This window comes from Levilactobacillus cerevisiae (assembly GCF_003946245.1).
GTDB classification, from domain to species: Bacteria; Bacillota; Bacilli; order Lactobacillales; family Lactobacillaceae; genus Levilactobacillus; species Levilactobacillus cerevisiae.
The window spans coordinates 32,763-52,621 of record NZ_RHNN01000004.1; the positions used below are offsets into that span (position 1 = coordinate 32,763).

Annotated in this window: 18 protein-coding genes, 1 tRNA gene and 2 riboswitches; of the genes, 7 read left to right on the forward strand and 12 right to left on the reverse strand. The window is 51.5% G+C overall.

What is annotated here, in order from left to right:
• Nucleotides 1-332: 332 nt before the first annotated feature.
• From EKM99_RS02365 to EKM99_RS15715, 6 genes are all read right to left on the reverse strand, one after another.
• Complete coding sequence (locus EKM99_RS02365; RefSeq protein ID WP_125580743.1) at nucleotides 333-1,055, reverse strand: MIP/aquaporin family protein; 723 nt, start codon at nucleotides 1,053-1,055, stop codon at nucleotides 333-335.
• 728 nt (nucleotides 1,056-1,783) lie between these two features.
• A tRNA-Ala gene (locus EKM99_RS02370) sits at nucleotides 1,784-1,856 on the reverse strand.
• Nucleotides 1,857-1,922: 66 nt separating this feature from the next.
• On the reverse strand, nucleotides 1,923-3,140 hold the full coding sequence (locus EKM99_RS02375; RefSeq protein WP_125580559.1) for an ABC transporter permease: 1,218 nt from the start codon (nucleotides 3,138-3,140) through the stop codon (nucleotides 1,923-1,925).
• On the reverse strand, nucleotides 3,133-4,029 hold the full coding sequence (locus EKM99_RS02380; RefSeq protein ID WP_125580561.1) for an ABC transporter ATP-binding protein: 897 nt from the start codon (nucleotides 4,027-4,029) through the stop codon (nucleotides 3,133-3,135). Before EKM99_RS02380 ends, EKM99_RS02375 begins: the two co-directional genes overlap by 8 nt.
• A gap of 872 nt (nucleotides 4,030-4,901) precedes the next feature.
• Nucleotides 4,902-6,218, reverse strand: coding sequence for a nucleobase:cation symporter-2 family protein (locus EKM99_RS02385; RefSeq protein WP_125580745.1), 1,317 nt, complete (start codon nucleotides 6,216-6,218; stop codon nucleotides 4,902-4,904).
• Nucleotides 6,219-6,404: 186 nt separating this feature from the next.
• A riboswitch (purine riboswitch) is annotated at nucleotides 6,405-6,503 on the reverse strand.
• A gap of 52 nt (nucleotides 6,504-6,555) precedes the next feature.
• The gene (locus EKM99_RS15715) at nucleotides 6,556-6,729 is read right to left on the reverse strand and encodes a hypothetical protein (protein ID WP_164511490.1); all 174 of its coding nucleotides are present in this window, start codon (nucleotides 6,727-6,729) and stop codon (nucleotides 6,556-6,558) included.
• 328 nt (nucleotides 6,730-7,057) lie between these two features.
• Between EKM99_RS15715 and EKM99_RS02390 the strand changes: the two genes are divergently transcribed.
• From EKM99_RS02390 to EKM99_RS02410, 5 genes are all read left to right on the forward strand, one after another.
• A complete protein-coding gene (locus EKM99_RS02390) occupies nucleotides 7,058-8,041 on the forward strand; it encodes an asparaginase (protein WP_318531056.1) in 984 nt (327 codons plus the stop codon).
• Between the two features lie 158 nt (nucleotides 8,042-8,199).
• Complete coding sequence (locus EKM99_RS02395; RefSeq protein ID WP_125580565.1) at nucleotides 8,200-9,363, forward strand: hypothetical protein; 1,164 nt, start codon at nucleotides 8,200-8,202, stop codon at nucleotides 9,361-9,363.
• 83 nt (nucleotides 9,364-9,446) lie between these two features.
• Entirely contained in the window at nucleotides 9,447-9,797 is a 351-nt protein-coding gene (locus EKM99_RS02400) for a hypothetical protein (protein WP_125580567.1), read from the forward strand.
• Between the two features lie 11 nt (nucleotides 9,798-9,808).
• Entirely contained in the window at nucleotides 9,809-10,063 is a 255-nt protein-coding gene (locus EKM99_RS02405) for a zinc ribbon domain-containing protein (RefSeq protein WP_164511491.1), read from the forward strand.
• Between the two features lie 4 nt (nucleotides 10,064-10,067).
• Nucleotides 10,068-10,583, forward strand: a complete 516-nt coding sequence (locus tag EKM99_RS02410) for an O-acetyl-ADP-ribose deacetylase (protein WP_125580571.1) — start codon at nucleotides 10,068-10,070, stop codon at nucleotides 10,581-10,583.
• Nucleotides 10,584-11,271: 688 nt separating this feature from the next.
• Here the strand turns inward: EKM99_RS02410 and EKM99_RS02415 are convergent.
• Nucleotides 11,272-11,466 carry an LBP_cg2779 family protein gene (locus tag EKM99_RS02415; protein WP_125580573.1) on the reverse strand — a complete coding sequence of 65 codons (195 nt, stop codon included), beginning with the start codon at nucleotides 11,464-11,466 and terminating at the stop codon, nucleotides 11,272-11,274.
• Between the two features lie 290 nt (nucleotides 11,467-11,756).
• Between EKM99_RS02415 and EKM99_RS15720 the strand changes: the two genes are divergently transcribed.
• On the forward strand, nucleotides 11,757-11,930 hold the full coding sequence (locus EKM99_RS15720; protein WP_164511492.1) for a hypothetical protein: 174 nt from the start codon (nucleotides 11,757-11,759) through the stop codon (nucleotides 11,928-11,930).
• A gap of 920 nt (nucleotides 11,931-12,850) precedes the next feature.
• Here the strand turns inward: EKM99_RS15720 and EKM99_RS02420 are convergent.
• The 5 genes from EKM99_RS02420 to EKM99_RS02440 form a co-directional block, all read right to left on the reverse strand.
• On the reverse strand, nucleotides 12,851-13,216 hold the full coding sequence (locus EKM99_RS02420; protein WP_125580575.1) for a hypothetical protein: 366 nt from the start codon (nucleotides 13,214-13,216) through the stop codon (nucleotides 12,851-12,853).
• Nucleotides 13,217-13,359: 143 nt separating this feature from the next.
• Nucleotides 13,360-14,031 carry a thiaminase II gene (tenA, locus tag EKM99_RS02425; RefSeq protein WP_125580577.1) on the reverse strand — a complete coding sequence of 224 codons (672 nt, stop codon included), beginning with the start codon at nucleotides 14,029-14,031 and terminating at the stop codon, nucleotides 13,360-13,362.
• Between the two features lie 50 nt (nucleotides 14,032-14,081).
• Nucleotides 14,082-14,735, reverse strand: coding sequence for an energy-coupling factor transporter transmembrane component T family protein (locus EKM99_RS02430; protein WP_125580579.1), 654 nt, complete (start codon nucleotides 14,733-14,735; stop codon nucleotides 14,082-14,084).
• The gene (locus EKM99_RS02435) at nucleotides 14,732-16,141 is read right to left on the reverse strand and encodes an ABC transporter ATP-binding protein (RefSeq protein WP_125580581.1); all 1,410 of its coding nucleotides are present in this window, start codon (nucleotides 16,139-16,141) and stop codon (nucleotides 14,732-14,734) included. The genes EKM99_RS02430 and EKM99_RS02435 overlap by 4 nt, the downstream gene beginning before the upstream one ends.
• A gap of 1,064 nt (nucleotides 16,142-17,205) precedes the next feature.
• Entirely contained in the window at nucleotides 17,206-17,766 is a 561-nt protein-coding gene (locus EKM99_RS02440) for an ECF transporter S component (RefSeq protein WP_125580583.1), read from the reverse strand.
• A gap of 86 nt (nucleotides 17,767-17,852) precedes the next feature.
• Nucleotides 17,853-17,942: riboswitch (TPP riboswitch) on the reverse strand.
• A 220-nt stretch (nucleotides 17,943-18,162) separates the two neighbouring features.
• Here EKM99_RS02440 and EKM99_RS02445 point away from each other — a divergent pair.
• On the forward strand, nucleotides 18,163-19,335 hold the full coding sequence (locus EKM99_RS02445) for a D-alanyl-D-alanine carboxypeptidase family protein (protein ID WP_125580585.1): 1,173 nt from the start codon (nucleotides 18,163-18,165) through the stop codon (nucleotides 19,333-19,335).
• Nucleotides 19,336-19,859 lie beyond the last annotated feature (524 nt).

The window sequence follows — 19,859 nt, forward strand, 5'->3', positions numbered from 1 at the left end:
CAGGGATAGCGTCGGGGATGCAATTGTTGCAGCTTCATTGATTATAGCGGGTTTAGCGGGAAAAAGGAATAAAAAAGATGACGGCAGGTTGAATGGTTGAGGGCCGCAATTACTAATGAAAAAGAACGTTGGTCCGGCTGGACAGTAAGCCGGTTGAAAGTCGCTTAAATGATGCGCAGTGGCGCGGCCTTGCTGGTGGGCGATGCCCGTTGCTTCTTGGTAAGACACAGCGGCGGTCCAGGAGCGTCGTGGCCATGGGCAATTTGTGAAATTGAGTCGAAAAAAGCCATGTTCAGCGCGGATTGGCGAACATGGCTTTGCTAACTTAAAAATTAACTGAAGACGACTTTCCACAGAACGGTCGCGCAGATGGCACCCGCGATTGGGGCGACGATGGGCACCCAACTGTAGTCAAACTGAGAGCTCCCCTTATGTGGAAACGGCCAGATGGCATGGAGTAAGCGGGGACCAATGTCTCTGGCAGGGTTCAACGCTGGACCGGTGGGACCACCCAGTGACACGACTAAACACATGACCAGAAAGCCCAAGCCAATGAAGTCAGCGCGGGGGTCAATTTTGTCAGAAGTCATGGCGACGGCACCCAGGACCAGCAGAAAAGTTCCCAGGAACTCGTTGATGAAACCGTTCAATTTGCTATCGGCGGCATCAATTGTGGAGAACGTTCCCAGAATGGCGGTGGTATCCGTCGTTTGTTCGTAGTACGGCTTGTAGGCCAGAACCACGGCCAATTGACCGATGATGGCACCCAGTAACTGGGCCACTATGTAAGGTACAACGTCCTGCCAGGGGAAATTGCCAACGACTGCGGCGGCAATCGTCATGGCAGGATTAATTTGGGCACCGGAAATGGTTCCAAACATGAGGGCGGGGATCATGACACCAACACCGTAGCCCCAGCCAATTAACAGCCAGCTACCGTGATAACCCTTGGTTCCTTTGAGCTCAACGTTGGCAACGGAACCGTTACCCAGGGCCACCATGATGGCTGTCCCAATAAATTCGGCAACGCACCGAATGATTAATGAATCGTGCATGGTTTCAACTCCACTAATGTAAGATAGGCGACGACCGTTTTCAACCCGTAACCGACCACTGGTAGCGGCTTGTGAAAACAGCAGTATTTTCATCATACACTTAATGGCGGTGATTTTCATAACTATTTTCACAATATGAAAATTAATTTTGAAAATAGTCTGCTTTATGACAATTGTGTGTTGTAAACCCGCTGAACTTCCGGGATAATCGGAAATGTTGTTGCCTAACCCACACTTGCAACAGTGGGGAGGTGAGTAACATGTTCCAATTCTTTCTAGCACCATTGGTTGTGGGCATTCTGGTCGCCATTTTTGCGGGCGGGTTAGGTCGTAGACGGCACAGAGAGTCTTAGGCAACCTGACCCACCTGTTTAGAGCTGTAAATAAACAAAAAGCCTTGACTAGCTACGACTGGCCAGGGCTTTTGGTGAGTAAGCATGCTTCAATTCTTTCTGATTTCATTTTAAACTGGTCGAATTCGACCAGTTTTCGTCTGCAACCTGTGGATAACTTTCACATCTGTTCCTTGATACCAGAAAACATTTGAGAGTGTGAATACTGATGGTTCAGCCGTTAAGGTATTTCCAATGGTGAGAATTTCCAAAATGCAGCATATGAACTTGCTGCAACTAGATGATGATTTGTGTCAAAATATCATCAATTTTGGACGACAAAAAAAGAGCAAACAACGATTGTTTCAAGCTTGCTCCAATTAATGTCTTTTCCAATGGACCCTACCGGATTTGAACCGACGACCTCCTACATGCGAAGCAGGCGCTCTCCCAGCTGAGCTAAGGGCCCATACCACTTACGTTTTCAATTATAGCACGTTACCGTGAAATGTGAATGCGTAAATGGATTTTGTCTTTAGTGCTTGAAGCTGTGAATCAAATGTTGCCACATATTTTCACTATCCGTTTGGAGCATCAACCGCTGATACTGGCGGCCGATGTACAGGGCGAAGAGGGCAATGGTGGCCAGTAAGACCACGAGTGAGGCCAGCTGTTCGCCCAGACTGACAGTCCCGTTGATGACCCGCATCGGCATGAAATAGGATGAGAAGAAGGGTACGTACGACAGAATTTTAACGGCCAAGGCGTCCAAATTATTCTGGAACGGAAAGGCAGCGAAGAACCCTAACATCCCCAGCATGACCACGGGTTGGGCAGCCTTGGAGGCATCCTCGGCCTTCGAGACCAGCGCACCACTGTAGGCGGCCAAAATCGTGTAGATAATCACACCCAGCAGCACGTACAACAGATTTAAGTTGACGATGTTATGAATAACGCTGTCGACCAGCGACTGATTGGCTGTGACTAGTCGCTTGATGCCGGCGTTGTGCATGGCCAGCCCGTAGCCGGCCCAACCACCCAGTAGATAAATTGCAATCTGAGTGACAATGACCAGCAGAATGCCGAGAATCTTGCCGACAAAGTAGCTGGTGGCCGTGGTACTCGAGAAGATGATTTCCATGATCTTCGTGCCCTTATCCGACGCAATCTCTTGAGCCGTGATGGAGGAGTACGTAATCAGGATGATGTAAATCATGGTAATCAGGATCCAGAAGGAAATAATTTTGGCGAGATTGGTAGCGCCATCCTTGGTGGCGACGTGCTGTTTGAGGATTGGCGTCTGGGCCAGGGCTTGTTTTTGCTTGGCGCTGAGCTTGGCTTCCTGATAGTTGCGCCCGGTCTGAACCTGGTTTAGGAAATTTTGTACCTGCGCCTTGAGGCCGTTGCCCATGACCTTGCTGCTGTGATAGTCGGCGCGTAATTGTTGATTACTGGTACTGATAGTCAGATAGCCGGCTAGATGGTTGGCCTTGAGGGCCTTCTTTGCGGCGCTAGTCGTGGTGATCTTGGTGTTGATGCCGTCTTGATGCTGTTGCAGGTAGCTCTGACGCAGGACCTTTGAATCGCTAATGATGGCGACCTGCTGACTACTGCGACTGCTGTTGGCACTGATGTAACTGATTCCCACGGTTAAGGCAATCATGACGAAGGGGCCCAGAATCATAAACAGAAAGCTCCAGGATTTAATCTGCCGCAGGTACGTTTCAAATGTGACGACCCAGGTTTTAGACATGGTCCTCACCCACTTTCAAACGGAAAATTTCATCCAGGGTCGGCGGCTGTTGACTGAATTCTTCAATGTAATGCCCTTGTGTGAGCGCATCAAAAATATTAGGGCCAGCCGCAGCGTCCGTGAGATGCAAGACGTAGCGGTTACCATGACGTTTCGTCACGCTACCCACACCAGGCAATGCCCGCAACTGTTCCGCGGGCCAATCAGTCGTGACAAAGAGTTCCGTCTTGCCAAATTGTTCGCGGACATCATCTAAGGAACCGTGAAGGGCAACGTTACCCTTGCGAAGCATGACCAACTGGTCACAGACAGCCGTGACGTGTTCCATGTCATGGCTGGAGAAGATGATGGCGGCACCCCGTTCCTTGGCAGCCACGATGGCTTGCTTCAACAGGTCGGCGTTGACGGGGTCCAGCCCACTGAAGGGTTCGTCCAATATTAAGAGATCTGGCTGGTGAATCAGGGTGCAAATTAACTGGACCTTCTGCTGGTTTCCCTTAGACAAGTCGTTGATTTTGCTCTTCCGGGTACCTTTGACAGCAAAACGTTCTAGCCAATCATCAATTTGCGGTCGAATAACCTTAGCCGGTTGACCTTTTAGGCGGGCGAGATAGACAATCTGCTGTTCAATTGTCAGCTTCGTCATCAGGCTTCGTTCTTCTGGCAGGTAGCCAATGTGGTTGAAGTCTTCGGCGGACAGGGTGTGTCCCTGCCACTGGATGCTACCGCTGTAGTCAATAAAATTTAAAATACTGTGGAAAGTGGTCGACTTACCGGCACCGTTTTGGCCGATCAGTCCCAGTATCTGGCCATCGGGGACGTCAAAGCTGACATCGTTGAGGGCTTTAACTGGGCCAAATTCCTTGCTGATATGCTGAATACTTAGCATGGTCAAACTCCTATCGAATTAAGGTTTTGGTACTAGTCATAATGCATTAGAAAAATTAAAAATTGGCAACGTTGTCTGCCCCTGCCGGCTTACCGTTCGCCAAATTTAGGCTGGAACGCTGTGGGCAGGACACGCTGGCAGCCTGAGAAACGGTCTGCCAGCTCGCTTTGAACCGCCAAGTACGCGTTTTAAAGTCGCCATTTTCCAAGACGATAACATGGAAAATCCCACGGCTGAGCCTAAATCTTGGCCACCTACATAGACAGTGTCCAATTGTGGGAGACGAATGTTGCCGGTCCAGCGATTGTCATCTCAATGTCATGTTGAAGAACAATCATAACCGAAGGCGGACAGAGATGGAGGCAGCTGTGTCGACGGTGTAAGCTGAGAATCAGCTTACACCGTGGGACGTGTTTGGAGACTGTCGGTTTTGGACAGGCTTCAAACCGAGCCGAAGGACCGCCCCACAGGCCGCAGGCGTTCCCCACAGCAGCTGGAATCTCTGGCAGCCGCAGGTGGGAATCAGTCAGTATTTTTTGTGGATTGATTCTCTGTGTTAGCTGGACTTTCAATCGCTAACTCTCATTATACGCAGACCGTGGTGGAAAACTAAAGGCGTCTGTCCACTTTGTAAGGTTGTTGTCACATGATGGCCGACCAACTTAGATCTACTCGTTTAGGAAATGACGTAATCACAGCTTAACATGGAACGGGCATAGAGGAAAGTAATTACCCACATGAATATAGTATAATATTAATTATATTGATGCAGGTAAGGATTGTCCGTCAAACCAGCATTAGTTCAGGGATGGTCCACGCAAAAAAACGACCAACCAGGGCAAAGGACCCGGTTAGTCGTTTCAACATAATTTTTAGTTTTTATCTTGTGGCTGGGCGTCGCTGTTGACCTGCGCTTGAGCCGGGGCAACGGTACGGCTTGGCCGCATGTTGAAGATGATGTTGAGGAACACGGCGGAGAAGCTACCAATGACGACCCCGTTGTTCATCACGATTTGCAGTGACTGGGGGAGGGCTTGGAAAATCTGTGGGTAGACGGTGACGCCTAAGCCCAGCCCAATCGAGATAGCGGAGACTAACAGGTTGTTGTTATCTTGGAAATCGACCTGTTGGAGCATCCGGATGCCTTGGACCCCAACCATACCAAACATCACAATCATGGCACCGCCCAAGACGGCATCGGGGATGACCGTGGCCAATGCCCCAATTTTCGGTAAGAGACCCAGCAACATTAAGAAGGCAGCCGAGAAGTAGAGTGGCTTGCGCGTCTTGACGCCGGAGAGTTGCACGACTCCGACGTTTTCGGAGAAGGTTGAGTAAGGGAAGGTGTTGAAGAGTCCACCCAGGATAACGGCGATGCCTTCAGCCCGGTAGCCACGCTTCAAATCCTTTTCGCCAATCTTCTTGCCGGTGATGTCACCTAGCGCGAAGAAGACCCCAGTCGATTCCACCATCGTGGTCAGGGAGACCAGAATCATGGTGAGAATGGACGACCATTCAAACTTGGGCGTGCCAAAGTAGAAGAATTGCGGCAGGTGGAACCAGCTAGCCTGGCCCACGGCCTTTAAGGAAACCATCCCCATGGCGCCGGCGATGAACGTGCCAATCAGAATCCCTGCTAAAATGGCTAAGGACTTCAGGAAACCCTTGGCAAAGGCGTTTAGGCCTAAGATGATGCCCATTGTCAGAAACCCAACCAGTAACATTTTGGGATCACCGAAGTTCTTCGCCGTGGCATCCCCGCCACCCAGGTCTTGAAAGCCGACCGGAATCAGCGTGAAGCCGATGATGGTGATGAGCGAACCGGTCACAACGGGCGGGAAGAAATTCTTAATTTTAGAAAACCACCCGGCGCTGAGAAAGACGAAGATTCCGGCACTGATGATGGCGCCGTACATGACGCCGACCCCGTACTGGTTACCAATGGCGCTCAGGGGCGTGACGGCTTGAACCGCACAACCGAGAACGACGGGTAAACCGATCCCGGTCAAGGGGGTCCGTTTGAGCTGTAGAAGGGTTGCAACCCCACACATGAAGATATCCGCACTGATTAAATAGGCCATTTGCATGGCGTTAAAATGAAGCGCGCCCCCAATCAGTAAGGGAACGATGACGTCACCGGAATACATGGCTAATAAATGCTGGAAACCGAGAATGGCCGCTCGCCACATGGGAAGTGACTGGCCTTGATCTGATGACGAAACGGGTGTTGCGGACTTAGTGGACTGCAAGAAAGTTTCCTCCTTCTCGTGATGTCCATACGCCGCCAAGATAATGTTGAAAACAAAAAAGCTCCCTTTGCAAAAAGGGGGCTAATGAAAACTCTGCCGACGAACTCTTTTCATCGGCAAAAAGAGTTTCGTCCTCAATTTGCTTATAGTCCAGAGTTTACGGCTCTGGGTAGAAACTCGCCAACCTTATCTTGGCATTATATAGGCAATCACTTTATTTTTTTAATGGAATGTCATTTACTTTACCACGGAAAAATGAAAATAACAATACCGGTTATCATTTTTTTTGTTTTGACCAGAGTCGCTGAATCTGCTTCCATAAAGCCTTAAATAAACCGCCTGCCCATTCCAGCAGGGGACCCCAGTCAGCCAGGCCGCCGGATGAACTGTATTTCTTAGGATGGACGTGAACGCCAGGAATGGTGCCGTTTTCTTCATCTTTTTTGGACATTGTTAACATCCTCTCTGAATTCTAACTTAATTTTACCGCAAGTACGGTACAATGTGGATAGCGAATCTTTCCGGGAGCGGGAATCCAGTTGACACGGACCAGCCGCTTCGCGTGAAACGCCTACTTGGTTGAAGAACAAGAGTGGGACAAAAGGCGGTTAGCTGGTGAGCATTAAGGCTGATAGCCGGATAATCCCGGGTTTGGATTATTTGGCTATCAGGTTTAAGCGGAGCCCGCTGCCTTTTGCCGCACGTTTCAACAATATAGCATCAGAGATACAACGCGAGTCTGGGTTTTTGTCCCACTCTCAAAGTTTAAACGAAAGAAGTTGACGGTTGTGAAGAAGATTTTAGCCATCCATACGGGTGGAACCATTTCCATGTCCCAAAATGAACAGGGTGAGGTCGTTCCTAACGCCCAGAACCCGATTGCTCAACAGGAGACTATCCTAGCTGGCCGGGTCGAATTACACACGGACGAGCTGTTTAACCTGCCATCACCACACATGACGCCGGTCCAGATGCTACAAATCAAGGAACGCATCGATCAGGCGGAAAAGGACGGTATCGACGGCGTGGTCATTACCCACGGTACCGACACACTGGAAGAAACAGCGTACTTCCTCGATCTGACCCTGCCTAGCACAATTCCCGTTGTCGTGACGGGGGCTATGCGGTCTTCTAATGAAGTTGGGTCGGATGGCCTGTACAACTTTCAGTCAGCCATTGAAGTGGCCGCAGACGATGCCTCACGCGGTAATGGGGTGATGGTCGTCATGAATGATGAGATTCACACGGCGCGCTACGTGACCAAGACCCACACCACCAACGTTGCCACCTTCCGGACGCCAACGTTTGGGCCGATTGGTATCGTCGCCAAGGACCACGCCGTTTATTTTCAGAAATTAATTAGTCAAGATACCTGCAACATCGATCACGTCATCGACCACGTTTACCTGTTGAAGGCCTATGCGGGGATGGACGGCAGCCTGTTTGATTTCTTAGATAATGATCAGACGGCCGGATTGGTAATTGAAGGCTTAGGGGCCGGTAATCTTCCGCCACAAACGTTGGCAGCTGTGCAGCGTCTCTTAGACCGGCACATTCCTTTAGTTCTGGTGTCGCGGTGTTATAATGGCGTCGCCGAGGACATTTACGATTACGAGGGTGGTGGCATTGGACTACGCAAGATGGGTCTCATGCTGTGCCAAGGCCTGAACGGTCAAAAGGCGCGGATCAAGTTGTTAGTCGGGCTTAGCGCTGGCCTGCAGGGAGATGCGCTCGCCCAATTCTTAAGCACCGCCGTTTCGTAAAGTTTCGCCAGTTAACTGACGGGCTATTTTAGGTGATATATGGTAAGATTTTCAAATAAGTACTTGCGGCGCGGATAAATGACGGTCCAGTTATTTTGAGGATTTGCCGCCGTTTTTCAGTGACGTTGCGGGTATAATTAGATAAAGGGGGTCGTCATGTGAATTCGATTGTGAATGATTTAAACCGGGCATTGGCCCAGCGCATGTTGGTAAATGTTTATCAAACCAACCAGGAGGTCGTGTACACCGGCTACGTGACGACAGTCGGCGAGACCGGTATTATTCTAGCAACCTACGATGATTTTGGGTTGCCTGACGGTGCAGTCTTTCTGGCACTCAACGTCATTGATGAAGTTGAATTTTCGAGTGATGATTTAGATAATATGGCTTTTCGAATCAAAACGGCCCAGGAAGAACGGTTCGTGCAAGCGGACGGCCTGACGATGGACTTTGATGACCACCGTGATTTGCGGCGGCAAGTCTTGAGCCACGCGTGGGTCGACCACTTAGTCGTTATGCTGGTACTGAAAAACGATGAACATTTTTATGAAGGCCTGGTCACCAGCGTGGCGAGCAACGAAGTGGGCGTTCAGCTGATCAACAAATTTGATTACTCCGACCAACCCGCCATGGTGTTAAAGCCGGCGGATATTGAAGTCATTGAATTTTTGGGCCAGGAGTTGACGCTCCAAGGGATTGCGGCACCGCATCTGAAGAAGCTGTCCCACGTGGATCAGGTGGCCATCACGGCGCCCGAGGAGTTTCGGGACACCCTGCAACAGTTGGTGGGCAAGGAGCCGTTGGTATCTCTGGTACCCAAACACAATCACGAATTATTTTTCGTCGGTAAAATTAACGTTCTGACGCAGGATGCGGTCATTATGAGTCTGCTTGACATGTCCGGTCAATTCGGGGGCTACACCCTGATGCGCCTGAGCGAGCTGCACGCCATTGTGATTGAATCCGACTACTTGCAAACGATGCGGCTCTTCTCGTTGTTGAACCAGGCGCGGCAACAACCGCTTCAACCCGTGTTAAATGATGAACGGTTGTTTGATGAAACCGTGGATCAATTCCGTGAACGGCTGAGTCAGGCGGCAACATTCCGGACGATTATCCACGTGAAATTGAAGGACGGCGACAGCCAGACGGGTTATCCCAGTCAGGTTGGCGGCGAACGCTTCATTTTCCACGAGGTTGGTGAAGATGAAATTGACCAAGTTGGCAAGGCTTATCGCGTCGATGACGTGGATGAGCTGTCATTTGGCTACCTCGATGCGTATCTGACTGAACGCCAGCTGCGGGTCGAAGGCGATTTATAAAGCAACACGTATCACTGTAAATTTAGCAATGAAAACAGGCTGCGGATCGTTGTCACAGCCCCATACATAAGGAGTTTTTGAACATGAAATGGCAAAATTTACCACGCTGGGCACGGGACACGATTTCAGTCGTGGGTGCGATGGCCGTTTTGTTAGTGATTTATGACGGGTTCTTTGCGAAGAACGTGAACTGGGTATTGGTGCCCATTCAAATCGTGGTTGCGCTATTGGCAGTGGGTGTTTGGAGTTTCTTCAGCTACCGTAGCCAACAGAAGCGAAAACTCGCCGAGGAACAGAAGCAAGCTGCGGCCAAGCAACGCGCCATTGATCGGGAACAAAAGAAGGCCGCGGGTGCAAAGATGGCAGCGGCCACGCGGGAAAAGAATTTAGCCCGAAACCAATCCGGGCAACAGCAACAACGGCATCACGAATAGGAGGGACAGTCTTGGCGACCGAATTAAAATTTTGTCCGCATTGCGGTGCGGCTGTGACGGCGGACGATGACGTTTGCCCGCAGTGCCAGACGGATCTCCGGCCTTACCGCCAGGCCCCAAGGTCAGCGGCTTCTAGTCAGAAATTAAATCTCACGTCGTTGTATTCTAACCCGTATCGCGAGGGGATGAAACGCATGAAGTCGCGGGACAGTCAGACGCCAGCGAAGCCGAAGAAAAAGTGGCACTGGCCGTGGTCAAAGGAGTGATTAGATGGCAGAATTTACGGTAATGCTCGGTGACATCACGGAGAGTAAGGTCGATGCCATTGTGAATGCGGCGAACACCACGTTATTGGGTGGCGGCGGTGTGGACGGTGCGATTCACCGGGCGGCGGGGCCAGAATTATTTGCGGCTTGCGTCCCGCTCAATGGGTGTGCTACCGGCGAGGCAAAAATCACGCCGGGGTTTAAACTACCTGCAACCTGGGTGATTCATACGCCGGGGCCAGTCTGGCACGGTGGCCAACAGGGTGAAGCCGACCTGCTGGCGAACTGTTATCGCAACAGTTTACGCTTAGCGGAGAGCCACGATTGTCAGACAGTGGACTTCCCATCGATCAGCACGGGCGTGTACGGTTACCCGCTAGAAGAGGCTGCGGCAGTCGCCACCCAGACGATTGCGACCGAATTGGCACGCAGCTCCAATCTGACCCACGTGCGCTTGGTGGCCTTTGACGCAGAGACCGCTACGGCCTACCGCACGGCTTGGGCGACTTTAGCGGATTAAAACTAACAGTTGAAGCTAGATTGATGAAAGTTGCCACCTGCGGCTGCCAGAGATTCCGGCTGCTATGGGGAGCGCCTGCGGCCTGAGGGGCGGTCCTCCGGCTCGGTTTGAAGCCTGCCCAAATCCGGCAGTCTCCAAACACGTCCCACGGTGTAAGCTGGTCCCCAGCTAACACCGTCGACACAGCTGACTATATCTCTGGCATCCTCCGGTTAACACTGTTCTTCAATATGACATTGAATTGGCCAATCGCTAAATCTGGCAATGTTTGTCCACGATAATTGGTCACAGGTCATGTAGGCGTGAGTGAGCTAAATTTAGGCTCAGCTGTGGGATTTGGCTCTCTAACCTAAAATTGTCGAAACGTGTGTCAGATGGCAGCTGGCTCCGCTTAACACTGATAACCAAATAATCCAAGCCCAGGATTATTCGGTTATCACCGTTAATGCTCACCAGCTAACCGCCATCTGCCACACTCTTGCCCACAGCGTTCCAGCCTAAATTTGGCGAACGGTAAGCCGGCATTTTTACTCAATATGGCTGTTTTCAACCTTTAGACCAAACAAATAGACGTTTCAGAAGCGAACTACCGGAGTTGCCGGGAAAGGGTTTCTGAAACGTCTATTTTTAACTGATGGTAGGGAACGGTTGGCAAACGAACGAATCGTTCTGAAGATGAAAATTTAGATTAATGGGGTTTGGTGGCAATTAAGCCTTTCAGATTGCTCTGCTCCTCACCGGTTGGTTGCAGTTCGCCAGTCTTGATCGCGTGAAACCGTTCAACTGAAATGCGGGAGCCAAAGGCCATTTCCCCGTCCGTCTTATCGTATTTCTTTTGGTAGGCGATGATTGCTTCGGCCAAATCGTTTAATTCTTGACTCATAGAAATCCCTCCAAATGATAATCCTAATGACTGCTTAAGTTCATTATACTAAAGTTTTCAAGAATCGGCGGGATTAGTCTCGATATCTGAAAGTTTTTTTCGATAATGCTTGCCCCCCGACGAAAAATTGCGTAAACTTATACCCAATATGACATTTGCCTGCAAGCCAATAAGACGGGGCTGTTGCGGAATTGTTAAGGAAATAACGCTAGCCTGTCACGTTGCTGCAATGTTTTACGTTTAAGCTAGTTATTAGAATAATTCAGTATCATAACTAGTGAGGTGGCAGGATGAATTTAAAACACGTAATCGGGAGCTTAATGACCGCGGTCATTCTCCTAGCTGTCATCAGCGGCTTGTCTTGGTACACGATGGGCAAGCGCACCACGACGCACCAGAGCTCAAGTCCCGTGGGTGTCGTTAACACTTCCCGGACTCGCGCCTGGCACGCGGCCGTGAAATAAAGCGGATCAATCCGCCCCGGGGCCGGATCATCCGGCTGCTCCAACTTAAAATTTGGTAATCATTGTGATTACAAAACTACAGTCACTTGTAGTTTATCAAGCGGGAAAACAGGTCGGCCTTCGGGCGGGCCTGTTTTTCTTTTTTAAGAGCGTAGAGCAGGGCGCCTAGCTGGCGAGCATTAACGGCGCTAAGTGAAGGCCCCCGGGCTTGGGGGCTTTGCTTAGCGTTGTTAAGCGGAACCAGTTGCCCTGCGGAGCGCGTTTCAGAGGCTGCCAGACTCGGGATAGTTCCGCGAAGAACCAGTCAAACGGTCTAAAGCAACATACTGTGAAAAGGAAATAGAGGCTTGGGTCATTGCTGAACCGGGGTTAAGCGCAGGAACCTGGCTCGCGGAGCACGTTTCAGAAGCTGCCAGACTCGGGATAGTTCCGCGAAGGACCAGTCCAACGGTCTAACATAATGCAAACAAAACCTGTCATTGCTGAACGCTTGAATAGCAATCACCACAAGAACGATACGCAAGCCAATCACGAAAATAGAAAAGACGCAGACAACCATCGGCGATCGATAGCGTCTGCATCTGATTTTGAATTTATAAATTTTTCAGATAATGTCAAGTTAACCAACAACGTGAACCGGAGGAAGCCAGGGACGGAGCCGGCTGTGTCGACGGCGTTGGTCGGGGTATTTTCCCGACCTACCCCGTGGGACGACCTTGGAGACACGGGTCTTTCGTGGCTTCAAGTCGAGGTGGAAGCCCGCCCTTAGGCTGGAACCGACCCCATAGCAGGCGGAGCTCCCTGGAAGCCGCAGGTGTACCAGTTTCGACAACCTCGTCAGCAATTTACCAAGTACCGACAACCTCGTCAGCAATCTAACAAGCATCGACTAACTTACAACCAATCCCAAGCCTGCCAAATCAGTTAAAGTGAAACCAATCGCTCTGATTGCGCCGAACGTCCTTGCGAATCCCAAAGAAGTAAATCAAGAAAGTCGCCACGGCCAGTCCCAGGACAATGGTCCAGAGCCAATTTTGCGTATGGATAAACGTGAAATAAGCAAATCCCAACGTGCTCAGCCCAATCAGGGTCAAGTTGAAGGGCAGGTGTTTACTGTGGATAAAGGCGACTGCTAAAGCCAGCACCACGGCGCCACCAAACATATTGTCGCCGCTGAGCTTGCTTCCCGGGTTGCTGAGGAGCGCGTAAAGTTCAATTGCGATGCCCAGCACGAATGCCAGGTAGCCAAAAAATTCCAAAAAAGTCAGTCGTTTCAAGACTGCCACCTGCTTTCTCTTATGCGGTACTTCTATTATAACGCAGGTTTAGTGGGTTGAAAATACAGACGCGTAGTTAGTCGACTAACGGTGGCTAGTTAACGAACTGCAAATAAAAAGACCGTCACTGACGACCGGTCCCAGGAATATGCTTATGAACGCCGAGTAGCGGGCGTCAACGACCAGTCCTCGTGGTCCAAAGCCATTTGCCAAAATTGTAATTCGTACCAGCTGCTCTTTTCAAAAATAGCGAGCAACTGATCAGTGTTGTCTGGCGTAGCTACGTAATTGGCCAGCGCCAACTGTTCTGTCATCGAATCGGTATAGTCGGCCGCATTGTACGTGTCAATCCAGGCTTGGTAAATGGGTACCGGTGACCCCGTACCAGCCAACGCCTGACCAATCTCGGCGTACAGCCAGTAACACGGCAGTAAACCAGCAACCGCACCAGCCGGGCCTGCCGTCATCAGCGACCGGTACAGGTGACTGGTATAGGCATAGCCGGTGGGGGCAACCGGCGTCTGAGCGACTTCTTCAGGCGTAATGTCCAGGCGGTCAAAGAAGGTTTGGCGGACCGCAATTTCACCCTGCCGCAGGTGTTCGGCACCCGCCCGCAACTGGTCAATGACCCGCGGATCGTCACTTTGGTCGGCTGCCAAATCGTGGAGCTTCCCGAATTCTTGGAGGTAATAGTGGTCCTGAATTAGATAGTAACGGAACGTTTCACGGGGCAGTGTCCCGGCCTGAAGCTGTTGAATGAAGGGGTGGCGCTTAGACGCGTCCCAACTGGCTTGCGTTGCGGTGTGGGCTAAATCAGTAAACATGGCAGAAACTCCTTTTCAAATTGAATGCGGGGCAACGGTGAGAGAGCCAACTAAGGCAGGCCAACGAACAAACCGACCTGCACCAGGATTAGGCTGATCCCGAACAGCCACCAGTCCTTGGGGTGTATGGCGACCGTGACAGCGTGGGTGCGCGGGGCGCCTTCCACAAAACCGTGGGACGTCATGGCCGCAGCCAATTGGTCCGACCAGTTCATGGCGGCGAGAATCACTTTGAAATACAACTGTGGCGACCAGACGTGCAGGACTTGCCCGCGCATCAACGCCGCGGCCTTGATAGTGGCCACCTCCGCCTGAATCTTGGGCATCAGGTTGAACGCCGCCAGAAAGCCGTACGCAAATTTAGACGGCAACTTGGCATTTTGTTCGAGTGACCGGGTCAATGTCAGGGGGTCCGTCGTCTGGGTGAACAGCCCGCCCATGTAAACGTAGACGAACATCCGCGTGAAGATGACCAACAGAAAGTGGTGGGTCGTCGTACCTTGAAGCGCTAAGGACCAGACCAGCGCGCTGGCGAAGAACAACGGGACCACCGTCAACCACGCCAGCCGCTTGAATTTAACGTGGCAGGCCAACATGAGGACCAGGCTCACCACGATTAGGGCGACATTAATCGTCCAGACTTGCGTGAAGGAGACCTCGAGTGCAATCAGGATCACGAGCGCTAATTTTAAACTCGGATTCATGGCTGGGCCCCCTTATAGGTGAGATGATGGTCGGCGAGCGTGAGGTGCAGCGTAATCAGGTCGTCCAGGCCGCTCAACTGGTGGCTGATCATGATTAACGTGAGCTGCAGGTCGTGCTGGGCGGTGGTTAAAATGTGCATGACCGCTTGAATTGACGCAAAGTCCAGGCCCTTCAACGGTTCGTCGAGCAGGAGCACGGCCGGGGCCATCATCAGCATGCATAACAGCTGTAACTTCTTTTGCTGACCACTACTTAACGAGTAAATGATTTGGTCGGTGTGGTCCGCGAGATTGAGCTGGGTCAACAGGCCCTGGACGCGCTCAGGCGTGAAGTAATCCTGGTTGCCAAATTTACGGGACAGCGCCAGTTCCTCTTCAACGGTGACATTGAGAAATTGGGAACTGGCCGTCTGAAACATGAGGCCAACCGAGCGGGCATATTGTTTGCGCGGTAACTTCTGAATGTCGTTGCCATCGTAGGTGAGCAGGCCTTGGTACTTGCCCAAACGAACCAGCGCCCGAAAGAGGGTGGATTTGCCACTGCCGTTTGGTCCGGTGATCAAGGTGGCTTGATGGGCAAATAATGTCAAATCCTGCGGCGCAACCAGTTGGCGGTCACTGTGGCCGAGGGCTAATTGGGTGCCTTTCATAACCACCGGCTGGTCAGTCGGCAGTGTGACCCGGGTTAATTTTAACTTATCGGGTGTAAACGCCGCGAACCGGGCTTGCGTTTCGGCCGGGGACAGCAGGGTAAGCTTACCAGCATCCAGGACGGCCAGGTGGTCCACCCACTGATCATAATTGCTAAGGTCGTGATCGGCCAAGATGATGGTTTTTCCGCGCTCGGTGCAGAGGGCCATGAGCTTGCCCAGCAGTGCCAGGCGCGTTGGCGGGTCAATGCTGGCGAAGGGCTCGTCGAGTAAAATGACATCACTGTCCATCGCCACGATGATTGCCAAGGCCACCTTCTGTTGTTCGCCGCCGGACAGTTGCATGAGCTGGCGGTCTTGGAGATCCGTGATGCCAATGAAGGCCAGCGCGGCGTGGACCTTCGCAGGAATTTCTGCGGGGTCCACGCACTGATTTTCCAGGGCAAAACGCAACTCGTTGGTGACGGTGTCCATGGTAAATTGCGTGCTGGGTTCCTGGAACAGCATGGCCACGGTGGCCGCCCGTTGCGTAGGGGCAATCTGGGCCAGCGGCTGGTCGTTGAAGGTAATGTTACCAGCGGTCGGTAGTGGCGTCAGGCCGGCAATTAATTTCAGCAGCGTGGATTTCCCGCCACCGGACACGCCGGTCAGTAGGGAAAATTTGCCACTGGGAAAAGTGACGGTCAGGTCATCGAGGACGGGCCGGGTGCGTTTGGGATAGGTAAATGTCAGTGAATGAACCGCTACGGTGGCCACATTGATTCCTCCAATTCTACGATTGTTTTGGTTCTTTTGATTGTGTGATGCACGCGCCTTGCCGGGCGGTGGCAATATGCCGGAACGCTGGGGGCGGACACTCGAAGCCTGGGGTGCGGTCTTCGAGTTCGCTTTGAGCTTCAGAGTGCGAATCTCAAAGGCGCCAATTATCTAATCGGCAGAACCCACCGATAAGATAATTCCCCCGGCTGAGCATATTGCCACCGCCCTATCGGCTGATATGGTGTTAACCAGCTATGGTGGTTGGTCGGACTCCAGGTTGTTCACCGTGTGTTGGTGGTGTCTTTGCGTGTAATTGTGTGATGTCCACGCCTTGCCAGGCGGTGGCAATATGCCGGAACGCTGGGGGCGGACACTTGAAGCCTGAGGTGCGGTTTTCGAGCTCGCTTTGAGCCTCTGGGATGCGAGTCTCAAAGACGCCAATTATCTAATCGGCACAACCCACCGATAAGATAATTCCCCCGGCTGAGCATATTGCCACCGCCCTATCGGCTGATATGGTGTTAACCAGCCACGTTGGTGGGACGGAGTCCAGGCTACCACCGATTATTGGTGGTTGGGTGAGTTCGGCTGAAACCCTGCAGTTGCTTTGCCACAGTCATGACTAAGTTGTTGTGCTAGAGATCCTTTTTACTAGCAAGCAATTAAGTTGGTGTCCCATAGCCGATTCCTGACCAAGGAAAAGTCAGGAATCACGTAGCGGTTAGCGCCACGTACAGGATACTTGCTGATACTAACGTTGCCGTAACACAGTTAACCAGACAGGCAGAAGAAAAGGAGACTAACGTCAGGCACACCACCAGAAAAACTTAAACCACCCACGTGAGTGACCAGAGGCGAGTCAAGGTGCCCAGCTGTGTCGATGGCATTAGCCGAGTGGTTTGCTCGGCTTAGGCCATGGGACGACCTTGGAGATTCACGGTTCTAAGTGAGTCTTCAAGTCGAGGTGCAGGACCGTCCCTCAGGCCGGAGCCGGCCCCACAGCAGGGCACCTTGAACTCGCCGCCGGGAACGGATGCAGTCCGCAGTCTAAGCTTCTGGTGTTATTTCACGTTAGGTAAGACGTGCGCGCGGGCTAACAGGTTCGTGATTAGCTTCGTCAGGACGCCGCCGAAGAGGAAGACCGAGCAGAACCGCACAGCGAACAGCAGGACCAGAAAGCCGAAGTGATAAGCTGAATACCCACTCCGAACCAGATCCCAGGTGAAGGTGACAATTGTGGTGGTCAGCGCAGTTAAGACCAACGTTACCCAGTCATAACGCTTGTACCGGGTTGCGGCGAAACCAATTTCGGCCCCCAAACCTTGGACGGCGCCGGAAATCAGTGTGCTTGCACCCCAGATACCACCCAAGAACATTTCGACGACGGCCCCGAGAAATTCGCCCAAGGTTGCGGCGCCGGGAATCCGAATGATAAAGCCGGCAAGGGGCCCCGCCATGACCCAGATACCCAACAACAGTTCATTTGCCAAGGGTTGAAGACCAAACGGCGCCAGTGCGGCCGCCAATAACGTGTAAACGGGATTAATGACCCAGAAGATAACGCCCATAAAAATAGCTAAAATCGTAACTAAAATAATATCTCTAATATGCCAAGCTTTCATAACCAGATGCCTCCTAGAATTTTTTTGACAGGGGAATCTAACGAAAAAAATCCCCACTAAGAAAATTGCTTAGTGGGGTTCATTGACAGCATAAAAGTACGCATCCCTTCGCTGGTATTAACCAGAGCAGGTTCAATGGGTTTAATCTCAGCCGCGAGGCACCCCAGTCGTATTTGATTGACTCTAGCGTAACTAATTTGGCGGGTAAATGCAACCATTGCCCAAAATAATCGTCCCTAGTCGCTGATTTATTCAGGATGGAAACGTTTTTTACAGTTTCGTTACGGGGCTGATTTCACCATCTAAAATGGCAGAATGCACTATTCGGCGTTAACCAAGAGTGCTATTCTAATAGTTGGTTCACTGAATGATTAAAAGATAGGAAGGATTCAACTCATGAGTAAAGTACATATGAAACGCGGCCTGATGGCGTTTGCCATTGCCTTAACGGTTGGTGGAACTGTTAGTGCAGTCGTTCCTGCGAACGCTGCATCAGCCTATAAGACGGTCAGTACCAAAACCATTAAGAAGACGGCTTATCACAAGAAGGCCAGCAAAGGGGCCATTTACAACAAGACCCACACGCGTAAGGTCAGTAACCTAACGACGCACCCGCACACGACTTGGTACGCCACGAAGCAGGCGACGTTGAAGCACGGCAAGTCGACGGGCACTTACTTCTACGTGCAGAATAGCAAGAACAGCGTCAAAGGCTGGATCTGGCATGGCTACCTGAAGAAAGGCAAGGCACCGTTTGTCTTGACTAAGGCGAAGGCGGCCGTGGCGATGGATGCCAAGACTGGCAAGGTTGTTTGGTCTAAGAACGGCAACACGGCGCGGCCCATCGCGTCCGTTTCCAAATTGATGACGTTGTACCTGGCCCTGAAGAAGGTTGATGGTAAGACCAGCAACTGGAATCACAAGGTTAAGATTACCAGTAGCGGCTTGGTTTCCATGAGTCGGAGCGCTGATTGTGGCGGTTTTCATTTCAAATTGAACCACAGCTACACGGTCAAGCAACTGTACTACGCGGCCTTTCTGGATTCCTCGAACAATTCGGCCATCGCGCTGGGCAAATGGGTCAGTGGCAGTAACGGCAAGTTCATTCAGAAAATGAACGCGCAAGCAAAAGCCTGGAAATTAGGCAAGGCCCACTTTGTATCCGCCTCCGGGTTGGAAAACAGTGACCTGCGGCGGTACGGCTACGCTTACGGGAGCGCTAACGCTAACAAGGTTTCTGCTAAGGACGTGGCCATTATTGCCCGTCACTTAATCACCAGCTATCCCCGGATTTTAAAGGACGGCAAGATTGGCTCGATGAAGGTCAACGGCCAGGTTTGCCACAACTACAACAACCTCTTGAAGGGGCGGAAATACTACCGCGCCTCACTTAAGGTCGATGGCTTGAAGACGGGGTACACGCCGCTGGCCGGCTACTGTTTCGTCGGGACTGGCCAGAAGAGTGGCAAGCACCGGGTTATCACGGTTGTGTTGCATGATGAAAATGAGTTTACGGAAACGAAGTCTTTGATGGATCACGCTTACAGCTTCAGCAGCATGAACGATTAGGCCATTCATTGCGCCTCCGGGCTGGGGGAAATGAGACCGGATCGCTGTGGGCGGACGCCCGGAGCCGGAGGGCGGTCTCCAGGCTTACTTTGAGCCTCTTAACCCGAGGCTCAAAGATACCAATTCCCTAAGTGACAAGACCCGTCACTAAGGGAATTCCCACGGCTTGGCTCATTTCCCCCAGCCCTGCGGCTCATATTGGCCTAATCAGCAACATATATTGGGATAATCAACTTGAATTGGTTTCCTACATTCCAAAGGCTCAGTTAGTGAAGGCATCTGCCCTTACCAATTGAGCCTTTTAGCTATCTAAAAATACTAGCCAGGTTTGCAACGAGGAGGCGGTCAACTGCTGATACGGTTGGAGTCGCTGACTATATATTGGAAATCCAACAATGCAGGCGTAAGTTCGCAAATTTAGGCTCGACCGTGGGATTTTCTTGGGGAATGGCGTCCTACCCACAGCGTTCCAGCCTCAATTTGGCGAACAGTAAGCCGCCAGCCAACCATAATTAACTAGTTAA